Below are 10,820 nucleotides of genomic sequence, written 5' to 3'. Positions count from 1 at the left end.
GGCCAGGTCGTTAGGCGGGGTTTTATTTCAAATTTTAGAGTTCGTTTGTACTAAAAGATATGGCTGAGAAACGTAATATATTTCTAATTGGCCCCATGGGGGCTGGAAAAAGCACAATTGGTCGTCACATTGCCGATCAATTACACCTTGAATTTGTTGATTCTGATCAAGAAATCGAACGCCGTACCGGTGCAGATATTGCCTGGGTGTTTGATCTTGAAGGTGAAGAAGGCTTTAGACTTCGTGAAGAATCTGTTATTGGCGACTTAACTGAGATGCAAGGTATTGTACTTGCAACTGGTGGTGGTTCAGTAATGAGTAAAGAAGTTCGAAACAAGCTTTCTGCTCGCGGTATAGTAGTATACCTAGAGACACCTATAGAAAAGCAAGTTGCACGCACACAACGCGACAAGCGTCGCCCATTGCTGCAAACTGAAGAAGCACCTCGTGATGTACTAGAGCGCTTAGCAGAAGAACGCGAACCGTTATATAAAGAAGTGGCTGATTTTGTTGTACGCACTGATGAGCAAAGCGCTAAAGTTGTTGCTAACCAAATCATCGAGAAATTAGATTTTTAAAAACCAATAATAAAGGAAGACTGAGCATGCTTGAATTAACTGTTAATTTGGACGAGCGAAGTTATCCTATATATATTGGTCAATCTGCACTTCAAGATAATGGCCGCCTAATTCACTACATTGGTGATTGTCGGCCTATCATCATTACTAATGACACAGTTGCACCTTTATATCTACAAGGGCTACTTGATTCGTTAGCTGAGCTAAAACCACTCTCTTTTGTCATACCTGACGGTGAGCAATACAAATCACTAGAATGGTTTGAAAAAATATCTGCTTTTTTACTCCAAAATAACTGCGGTCGTGATACGTGCTTAATTGCATTAGGTGGTGGTGTTATAGGTGACTTAACTGGGTTTGTAGCTGCATGTTACCAACGCGGTGTGCCATTTATTCAAATACCAACCACATTGTTATCGCAAGTAGACTCATCAGTTGGTGGTAAAACAGCTGTAAATCATCCTTTAGGTAAAAATATGATTGGGGCATTTTATCAGCCACAAGCGGTTTTTATTGATACCAAATCTTTGCATACGCTACCAGCAAGAGAGTTTGCAGCCGGTATGGCTGAGGTTATAAAATATGGATTGATTTATGATACTGAATTATTTAGTTATTTAGAAAAAAACGTAAAAGACTTACAGCAATTAAATGAAGCGTGTTTACAGCATATTATTTTTAGATGTTGTGAAATTAAAGCTTTAATTGTTGCTCAAGATGAAAAAGAGCAAGGCCTTAGGGCACTTTTGAATCTGGGTCATACATTTGCCCATGCGATTGAAGCGCAAATGGGTTACGGTATTTGGCTACATGGTGAAGCTGTTGCAACAGGAATGGTGCTTGCCGCACAACTTGCTCATACACGCAAAGACTTGAGTGCTGATGAAGTGGCACGTATTATTGATGTTATTACGCAATATAACTTACCAACTAAAATACCTACAGAAATGACAAGCGAGCAGTTTTTAACGCATATGCGTAAAGACAAAAAGAATAAAAAAGGTACAATTCGGTTTATTTTACCAACCCAATTTGGTCAATGCGCATTAGTTGATGATGTATCTGACGACCAAGTTCGAGCCTTAATCGAGCAATAAATGCAGTCACAAATTTTACCAAGCCGTGCGGCTTTGGTGGATAGAATCGCATTGCAATTTGAATACGGGCAAAACCTTATCGTTTTACTTGGCACATCAGGGCTAGGTAAAAGTTATATGCTCGAAACCTTCATTACCGATAAATATAATGACTTCAATAAAGCTTTTGTACAAGTAACAGGAAAAATGACTGATACTCAGCTTATGAGTCAGTTATTAGAACAAAGCTTTAATGCTCCTTTGGTGGATCATAACTTAAGCTTATCTGAAAACTATTATCAATTGCTTCAACAGCAAACATGTGGGCCTTGTTTGTGGGTGCTTGACGGTGGTAGACATCTCTCAGAAGAAATACTCATTGAGCTTGAGTCATTGGCTAAAATGAGTCCAAGTACCTTGTATATTATGGTCGCTTCACAATCAAAACTGTTTTTTAATGATGTTGTTGAAATTTATTTAGAGCCTTTAAGTCTACGAGAAAGTAAGCAGCTTATGAGTTGGTACTTCACTGCTCTTCCTTATGACGAGGATCCTGTTTTCCAGACTTTTTTGTCTGAAGCTCGAGGGAATCCTAGCTTATTGTTGGCATGGCAACCCACTGAACATGTGGCAGATTTTACAGTCAAAGATAAAGTATCGTGGCGATTACACTTATTAACTTTACTGTTGATAATAATGTTCTTAATTATAGGTTTATTGTATAAATCAAATATGACGCAATGGTGGCAGCAATATCATCAGCAGGAGCAACCTGAGTTGCTAACGTTAGCCATTCCATTGAGCGAAGTAAGTAATCGACTCATGCCTCCTAATGAAGCGCCTACCCCCCAAATACTTCCAGATGTAATAAACGAGACGAAGCTTAAAGAGCACCAGAATGATGTGCCCGCAATTATGCAAAGCTTAAAAAAAGCGAGCGTAGAAACGGAACGGTTAGCTACAAATATAAAAATAGCTGAAGAGCCACCTAAACCGCAAGTGAAGAATGAACAATCAGATGTTGAAAAAAATTGGTACTTACAACAGCCTACTCACCACATTGTAATTCAGTTATTAGCCGTAACACAGCAGCAAATTAGTATTGAGTTTATGTCTAAATATGAACTGGAAGGTGAGGCCTATACTTATCAAACTAAAAGAAACAACAAAATTTGGTGGGTAGTTACGTTTGGTAATTTTGCGAGTTTAGAGGATGCAAAATTGGCAATGAAAACATTGCCTTCTGACATTTTAAAAAATAAACCTTTTTATAAAAAAATTAGCAAAATAAAACAAGAAATAGCACTAGTTGATCAGTAAATCAAATCGCTTTAGTGTAAAATCGCGTAACACCAGATTGAAGTAAAGAGCCAATGCAGCAAAAGAGTAGAGCCTTCCTTAAATGGGCTGGCGGAAAATACAGCCTCGTTGATGATATTAACGCGCGACTAAACCAAGCAAGCAAGCATGCAGACACTTTGGTTGAACCTTTTGTTGGTGCTGGATCGGTGTTTTTAAATAGTAATTTTAAACATTATATTCTTAATGATATAAATGCAGATTTAATAAACTTATACAAAGAACTAAGAAATTCACCAGATGAGTTTATTAGTGATGCAAAAAAGCTATTTGTTGATTTGAATAACCATCCTGACGCTTACTATGAGTATCGTGTACAGTTTAATCAAAGCCGCGATGTATATGAGCGATCAATGTTATTTTTGTACATGAACCGTTATGGTTATAACGGGTTGTGTAGATACAACTTAAAAGGTATTTTTAATGTGCCTTTCGGTAAATATAAAAAGCCTTATTTTCCTGAAAAAGAAATGTATTTTTTTGCCGCGAAAGCTCAGCAAGCAACTTTCACCTGTTTAGATTACGATGATGTATTTAAATTGGTACCCGAGAATGCAGTTATCTATTGCGACCCGCCATATGTACCCTTAAGTAAAACTGCATCATTCACCTCTTATGCAAAGGGTGGCTTTAATTTAGATGATCAGGCTAACTTAGCTAATTTGGCAGAGCGGGCAGCATTTGAAAATAATACACCAGTACTTATATCTAACCACGATACAGTATGGACACGAAAGATTTATAGCCAGGCATCATTGGATCAAATTCAAGTAAAGCGGACTATTAGCCCTAAAGGCGGTTCTCGTAATAAAGTAGATGAGTTAATGGCTATGTATTTACCACTAAAGCAACAATCGCGTAAATCGAAAATACAAAAACTATAAAAAGCACAATCGCAATTATAATTATTGAATATGGAGAGTGTTTTTTGAAGTCTGAATTGCGTTTGCTTTCTGATTGAACGCCAAAAAATGCTGCTAGCACACTTTGTAACGCGCTAAAAAATTGCAGCATTATATTAAAATAGAGGATTTAAAGATGGCGCTTTTTTCGAATCATCTGAGCTGGTAAGTAGTTCTAATAAATCTAAATAATGAAACTGCGCACTTCTACTATCACCAGTAATCCACGAAACCCAAGATGAATCCTCTTCTATCTTAATACACACTTCTGCAGTATTTTTAGAAACCACAGATAGATTTTGATAATGGCAATTATTTACTGAGCTAATTTCTGGCTCAGAATTTGGAGAGAAACTAAACGCCCCAATAAACAATAATGCCGATGCAATTAATATCCCTGTTTTAAAAGCTCGCATATGTAGGCCTAATTATTTGTTACTTTTTTAATCATACCAAAGATTGGTTAAATAACAAACTTAAATATTTAAGATAATAGTGAATAATTATTAAAAATAATAACTTAACTATTCTTTTTAATTTTAGGGATCCATCATTATCTTTTATCCGTTCTTGGGTAACTTCATTAATTAAGTTACATTAACGAAATATACTATTTATTGATGGAGTTAATCATGTTTAACCCAGAGCAAAAATATTTAATTGCCCCTTCTATTTTGTCTGCTGATTTTGCAAAACTAGGCGAAGATGTTGATAAAGTACTCGATGCGGGTGCTGACGTGGTTCATTTTGATGTGATGGATAATCACTATGTACCTAATCTCACAATTGGCCCAATGGTGTGTAAAGCACTCAGAGATTACGGTATAACAGCACCTATCGACGTACATTTAATGGTAAAACCTGTAGATAGTCTTATTCCACTGTTTGCAGAGGCTGGCGCATCAATTATTACTTTTCATCCAGAAGCCAGTGAACACGTTGATCGTACAATACAGTTAATTAAAGATCATGGCTGTAAAGCAGGCTTAGTGTTTAACCCTGCAACGAGTCTAAGTTACTTAGATCATGTTATTGATAAGCTAGATACCATTTTACTAATGTCGGTAAACCCTGGGTTTGGCGGACAAAGTTTTATCCCTCATACGCTTGAAAAGCTACGACAAGCTAAGCAACGTATAGTTGCATCGGGTCGTGATATTCGCTTAGAGGTAGATGGCGGTATTAAAGTCGATAATATTGCAGCAGCGGCTCGAGCGGGTGCAGATATGTTTGTGGCAGGCTCCGCTATTTTCAACCAACCTGATTACAAAGTGGTGATTGATCAAATGCGTGAGCAGCTTGGAAGTGTAAAATAATGAAGTACGACGTCGCCTTATTTGATTTAGATGGTACTTTGGTTGATAGCGTTTACGACTTGTATATTGCTATTAACCTAACCTTGAGTGACCTCGCTTTTCCTATCGTTAGCCAACGCTTAGTTGAAAGCTGGGTTGGTAATGGTGTCGAAGTCCTTGTTAAACGCGCTTTGAGTGGCGATATGCAAGTGAGTGAACATTTAGACGAGTCACTTAGTGATAAAGCAATATCACGGTTTTATAAGCACTATGAACAACAAGTTGGTGAGTATAGTGTGCTGTACCAACACGTGGAAACTGGGCTTGCAGCACTTCGTGGTATGCCAAAAGCACTAATCACTAATAAGTCTCGAATTTTTACAGAGAAACTACTCGATAAACTGGCACTAACGAGTCATTTTGATGTGATTGTATGCGGTGACGACATGGCAAAAAAACCGTCGCCAGAACCATTGCTATTTGCCTGCAAAAAACTAAATGCGGAGCCTAATAAAGCAATAATGATAGGTGATTCTAAAAGCGATATACTTGCAGCTAAAGCCGCTAATATAGACGTAATTGCACTTAGTTATGGCTATAACCAAGGTGAAAATCTTAAGGATTACAATCCACAGTACCTATGCGATAACTTCTTAGATATAATACCTGTTCTAACGCAGCGTTAAATATTATTCATTAAGCAAAATAAAGGAAAATCATGAGTAAACCAGTAGTTTTAAGCGGCATTCAGCCAACCGGTGGTATGACAATAGGCAACTATGTTGGCGCTATTAACCAGTGGCTAAAGTTACAGGAAGACCACGAAAGTTTCTTTATGTTAGTAGACTTACACGCTATTACGGTTCGCCAAGAGCCTGAATTACTGCGCTCTCGAGTGTTAGACGGTATTGCTCTTTACGCGGCATGTGGCATTGATCCTGAAAAATCTGCGTTATTTGTACAATCACAAGTACCTGAGCACGCACAGTTAGCATGGGTATTAAATTGTTACGCGCAAATGGGTGAGCTTAATCGAATGACTCAGTTTAAAGACAAGTCATCTAAGCATGCAAATAACGTAAACGTGGGCTTATTTTCATATCCGGTATTACAGGCTGCGGATATTTTATTATACCAAGCTGATCAAGTACCAGTAGGGGATGACCAAAAGCAGCATTTAGAGCTGACTCGCGATATAGCCACACGCTTTAATAATTTATATGGCGACGTATTTAAATTACCAGAACCGTACATTCCACAGTTTGGTGCACGCGTAATGAGCTTGCAAGATCCACTTAAAAAGATGTCTAAGTCTGACGAAAACCCAAATGGTTACATCATGTTATTAGATGAGCCTAAACAAATTGTGAAAAAGCTTAAAAAAGCAGTAACTGATTCAGATGAACAAGCACGTATTTATTTTGATCGCACAGAAAAGCCTGGCGTATCAAACTTGCTTACTTTATTGAGTGTTGCAACTAAACGTTCAATTGAAGACCTAGTGCCTGAGTATGAAGATAAAATGTATGGCCACCTGAAAAAAGACACTGCCGATGCAATTGTCAACATGATTGAGCCAATTCAAGCACGCTTTAAAGAAATCAGAGATGATCAAAACCTACTTGATAGCATAATGAAATCAGGTGCTGAAAAAGCAAGTGTACGTGCTGAGAAAACACTTAAATCAGTTTACGATGCACTTGGTTTTATACCTCGCGGGTAAGTTTATTAAAATAAAAAAATGCCGCTCGTTAGCGGCATTTTTTATATAGCACATATCAACATGATAGACCCAAATAGAAACAGTAGCGATATAGCTAGTTTGTCTGTTTTATCCATTATTCAGCCCCTCTTACTGTTATATCTGCCGTGCTATCAATATCAACTAGAGAAACTTTATAGCCCTTGTTTTCAAGTAAGGTAAGTAAACTATCTTGTCCTGCAAGATGGGCAACTCCAACAAGTACAAACTCATTTTTGTCGTTGTTAAACATGGCTTCTACTTTTGGTAACCAATCATTATTTCTATCTGTAATGATTTGTTTATAGCTATTCGGATCATTTTTCTGCATATCTTCAAGTGCCACTTTATTTAGGGTGTCTGTATCACCTTTGCGCCATGCAGCTAAAAGCCCTTTAAACATATCGCTATAGTTGTGAAGCTCGGCTAAGTTACGTTTAATGAAATCGTTTTCGTTGCCTTGACCCATTGCTTTAAAAAGCTCTAACTGAAATTCCATTGTTTCTAAGTAATTTTTTGTTTTGTTATCTTCAGTCGCTTTTTTAGTAAAGTAAGCATCAACCCCTTCACCCATTATATTTTGTTTTTGAAGCTCCATCGACATTAAAACAATACTAACCATAGCAGGGCGATAACCATCTAACTTAGCTAGGTTAGCGCCAAACTCGCTAAGCTTATTTTCAAGTGAAGCTTTAATCTGGGGTTCTAGCTTTTGACTTAACGTTTCGTTATTTTTATACGATAGCGCGCCTAACATTTGCATTTGTGCATTGGTGTCGGCTGGGTCAGGTAACGGTGCTTCTAAAATAATTGTATCTGCTTGTTCATAAGCATGGTTAAACTCAGCGGGCAGTGGCATTTCAGCTTTAGGTAGTATGTGAACTGTACCGCCAATAAATAGTGAGTCATTGCCATTACTTACTTGCCATACAGAGCTTTGAGCCTGTGCTGTATTTGCTAAAAAGCTACAACTAAGTAATACGCTGGCAGATACTAATTTTTTTGTGAATTTTTTCATGATAATTCCTTAATATAACTTTTAATTTTATTGTTTTTAGTTCGATAACACATTACTGAAATATGCAGTGATTGACGATGTTACCTTTGAAAGGCTTTTATCAATTTGCGTGTTTATTTTGCTCATTGAAGAGTCAAGCTCAGCTGATATTTTTTCATCCATTAAAGAAAGTAACGTTTGCGTATCAATATTACTTTTTAAAGACTCAGAAGCGTCTATTTTGTTTGCTTTTTGCAGCTTTTGATTAACAGGGTTAATCGCCTCTATACTTTTACCAATCATGTATTGCTCAAAATTACTTTGATCGGTGTGTTGTTTAGCGTCAGCTGCAATAACTGAAGTTGTATTAAAAGCAGTTGCTAGTAGTAAAGCCGGTAGTACTTTTTTCATTGTGCTATTCATAATTAAACCTTTATATTTTTAATTGCAGCCAATTTAGAATCACAAATGATTTTTTACTAAGCTGCTTGTTGATGACGGTTTAAAGAATATCGCTGAATTTATTGAGAGTCGCTTATCTAGTTGTGAGCAATTAATAGATAAGGTTTTAAAACTAAATAATTGTTTAAATTTAGTATGTTAGATTTAAACCTTATAATGCTAATATAAGGTTTAAAATGCTTTTTCTATAAAATAAAGTGTAGATGTGATACGGTTTATAAAAATAAAAATACGTAAAGACTATGAATTATCAAATCGGACCTTGGCAATTTATTAGTAATCGCTGTGTGATTACTTCAAACCATTTAGAAAGAGAGTTAGATCCACTTTTAGTAAAGTTATTACTCCACTTTATAGACAAGCCTCAACAAATCGTTTCCCGCCAAGAGCTTATTGAGAGTGTATGGCAACAGAGCTTTGTTGATGATAATGCGATTAACCGTGCAATCTCAGAGTTAAGAAAGCAGCTTGCCCACCCAATTGAAAAAGCGCCGCTTTTAAAAACGCATTACCGTAAAGGATATAGCCTAACAGTAATAGCTGAGCGTTTAACGCAAGCAAACGTCTCCAAAGAGTCTGCAAACATTTTGCCTGACTCACCGGGTATTTCTGCCAAAAATGAAGAGATAGCTACTGCAACTACTTCTCAACCAGTTCAAAAAAAGAATAGTAAAAAGTTTTTGATTTATTCTTTACTCGTCATTATTTGCCTGTGCTCTTTAGTATGGTTTGGGTTGTTTTTTATTAATGCACCTTCTAGCGAAAAGATTAAACAGATCACGGTTAATAAGGTAGCAAGCACGTGGAATATAGGCAGTGAGGTTCACCCTGAGATGTCCTCAGATAAACAATATTTAGCTTATACAAATGTTGAACCTGAAAATGACATAATGCATGCATTTGTAAAGCGACTATCTGATCAAAGGGAAGTTGAAATTACCTATCCTGGCTTTCAAGTATCTATTTTATCGTGGCAGTTAAATCAGCACTCTGTGTTGTTACAAGCGACCAACTTAAAGCAGCAAAAGTGTGAAATGGTACTGGTTGATTTAAGCCAGTTTCCTGTTATAGGAGAGGCTACTTTAATTAAAAAGTGCGACCTTAGATACACAGGTTATGCGCAAGTAGACGAAAGTGGTGAGCATATTTATTACACCGAATATAAAAATGAGCATGAGGGTTCAGGTTTATATAAATATGATTTAGAACTTAAAAAAGAATTCATAGTGATCCCACCACCAGGCGTCATGTATGGCGTAATCATGCCTCGTTTATCTCATTCTGGTAGTAAAATAGCATATGTACTTAGTCAAAAGGGTAAGCCTTTTTCTGTATTTAGCTACAACTTTGAGACTCATGAAACCAAGCGGTTATTTAAAGCAAAGAAAAGCATAATTAGCTTCGCGTTTGACTGGCTTGCAGACGATAAAGGCGTGATTGTTTTTGAAGACTCTGAGCTTTCAACCATTGTGTTTGATGAAAATAATATTATTAAACGCACACTAACGGTTACCCCAGCAATTTCACCTTATTATATTGCAGTTCACTCTGATAACAGCCTATTTTACTCGGAAAATATGACACAGGCATACTCGCTGATTAAAGCTACAGACCCTTTTGGTGATAATCCTGAGTATGAAGCACTTTATAAAAGTGATAAAGACGAGTACAACATTGCTGAAATAATTAATAAGGAAGGGACAGCACATGTTTTTGTATCAGAGCGTTCTGGCAGCAGTCAATTGTGGCTCTCTCAAAATGGTCTTACAAAGCAACTTAGCTTTTTTAATTACGATGATGGCTCATCAACTTTTGTATTAGGAGGACTTAGATCCTCTCCTAATAAGCAACGCATGATATTCATGAAAAATAAAGGCTTTTCACTTTATGACGTAAACGCTCAAAAATTTTATCCATTTGAAGAATTTAATAAGCATAAAATAGTAAGCTATATTTGGTCAAAAAATAACGACAGCATTATTTATGTTAAGCGACTTGGTTCAAAAAATATATTGGCAGAATTTAATTTAGTAACACGTGATACACGTGTAATTGAAGGTATAAAAGCTAATAAACTCATTTCAGATAGTAAAGGTAACGGGTACGTAACCAATGATAATCAGTTAATTCGCCTTTCAGATAGGCAAAGCTGGGAATTACCTAAAAACGCCAAAAAGTCAGTTGCATATGGAGTTAGCAAAGACTATTTCTATTATTCAGATTCTATTTCTAGAGTCGCTAGACTAAATTTACACGATCAAACTATACAAGATATACACGTGGACTTTCGACCTATTGGTTTTGAAGTGAGTTCAGATAACGAAATTTTATTCACGGGTGCTAAATACAAAGATATGCAAATTATACAAATTAGTTGGGATGAATAAAAAGTTTATCAAGGACTAACAGT

12 protein-coding genes are annotated in these 10,820 nt (G+C 36.6%); 8 read left to right on the top strand and 4 right to left on the bottom strand.

Translation table 11 applies throughout. The annotated features are described in order from the left end of the window. The first annotated feature begins 59 nt into the window (after positions 1-59). From aroK to D172_RS15840, 4 genes are read left to right on the top strand one after another with little or no spacing between them, the layout of a single operon-like run. Positions 60-578: a shikimate kinase AroK gene (gene aroK, locus D172_RS15855; protein WP_006793103.1), complete on the top strand. Its 519-nt coding sequence runs from the start codon at positions 60-62 to the stop codon at positions 576-578. A 26-nt stretch (positions 579-604) separates the two neighbouring features. Then, positions 605-1,675 (top strand): 3-dehydroquinate synthase, encoded by a 1,071-nt coding sequence (gene aroB / locus D172_RS15850; RefSeq protein ID WP_033028836.1) that lies wholly within the window; start codon positions 605-607, stop codon positions 1,673-1,675. Beyond that, positions 1,676-2,974: an AAA family ATPase gene (locus D172_RS15845; RefSeq protein ID WP_007378663.1), complete on the top strand. Its 1,299-nt coding sequence runs from the start codon at positions 1,676-1,678 to the stop codon at positions 2,972-2,974. 53 nt (positions 2,975-3,027) lie between these two features. Next, positions 3,028-3,897, top strand: a complete 870-nt coding sequence (locus D172_RS15840) for a Dam family site-specific DNA-(adenine-N6)-methyltransferase (protein WP_007378664.1) — start codon at positions 3,028-3,030, stop codon at positions 3,895-3,897. On the opposite strand, the gene D172_RS21345 is transcribed toward D172_RS15840, so the two are convergent. Continuing rightward, a complete protein-coding gene (locus D172_RS21345; RefSeq protein WP_081824543.1) occupies positions 3,842-4,027 on the bottom strand; it encodes a DUF2970 domain-containing protein in 186 nt (61 codons plus the stop codon). The two genes, D172_RS15840 and D172_RS21345, sit on opposite strands and share 56 nt — an antisense overlap. Positions 4,028-4,031: 4 nt before the next feature. Next, complete coding sequence (locus D172_RS15835; protein WP_007378665.1) at positions 4,032-4,331, bottom strand: hypothetical protein; 300 nt, start codon at positions 4,329-4,331, stop codon at positions 4,032-4,034. Between the two features lie 216 nt (positions 4,332-4,547). On the opposite strand from D172_RS15835, the gene rpe reads away from it, so the two are divergent. From rpe to trpS, 3 genes are read left to right on the top strand one after another with little or no spacing between them, the layout of a single operon-like run. Further along, positions 4,548-5,231 (top strand): ribulose-phosphate 3-epimerase, encoded by a 684-nt coding sequence (rpe, locus tag D172_RS15830; protein WP_007378666.1) that lies wholly within the window; start codon positions 4,548-4,550, stop codon positions 5,229-5,231. Next, on the top strand, positions 5,231-5,896 hold the full coding sequence (locus tag D172_RS15825) for a phosphoglycolate phosphatase (protein ID WP_007378667.1): 666 nt from the start codon (positions 5,231-5,233) through the stop codon (positions 5,894-5,896). The genes rpe and D172_RS15825 overlap by 1 nt, the downstream gene beginning before the upstream one ends. A 32-nt stretch (positions 5,897-5,928) precedes the next feature. Then, positions 5,929-6,933 carry a tryptophan--tRNA ligase gene (trpS, locus tag D172_RS15820; RefSeq protein WP_007378668.1) on the top strand — a complete coding sequence of 335 codons (1,005 nt, stop codon included), beginning with the start codon at positions 5,929-5,931 and terminating at the stop codon, positions 6,931-6,933. Positions 6,934-7,048: 115 nt separating this feature from the next. Here the strand turns inward: trpS and D172_RS15815 are convergent, their stop codons facing one another. Together D172_RS15815 and D172_RS15810 are read right to left on the bottom strand one after the other, a co-directional pair. Next, entirely contained in the window at positions 7,049-7,969 is a 921-nt protein-coding gene (locus tag D172_RS15815; protein ID WP_007378669.1) for a TraB/GumN family protein, read from the bottom strand. 36 nt (positions 7,970-8,005) lie between these two features. Further along, positions 8,006-8,371: a hypothetical protein gene (locus D172_RS15810; RefSeq protein ID WP_007378670.1), complete on the bottom strand. Its 366-nt coding sequence runs from the start codon at positions 8,369-8,371 to the stop codon at positions 8,006-8,008. 281 nt (positions 8,372-8,652) lie between these two features. Here D172_RS15810 and D172_RS15805 point away from each other — a divergent pair, with 281 nt between their 5' ends. Beyond that, on the top strand, positions 8,653-10,797 hold the full coding sequence (locus D172_RS15805; RefSeq protein ID WP_007378671.1) for a transcriptional regulator: 2,145 nt from the start codon (positions 8,653-8,655) through the stop codon (positions 10,795-10,797). Positions 10,798-10,820: the final 23 nt, after the last annotated feature.

The organism is Pseudoalteromonas sp. Bsw20308 (assembly GCF_000310105.2).
GTDB lineage: Bacteria > Pseudomonadota > Gammaproteobacteria > Enterobacterales > Alteromonadaceae > Pseudoalteromonas > Pseudoalteromonas fuliginea.
This window is presented reverse-complemented; position numbering and strand designations above follow the sequence as displayed.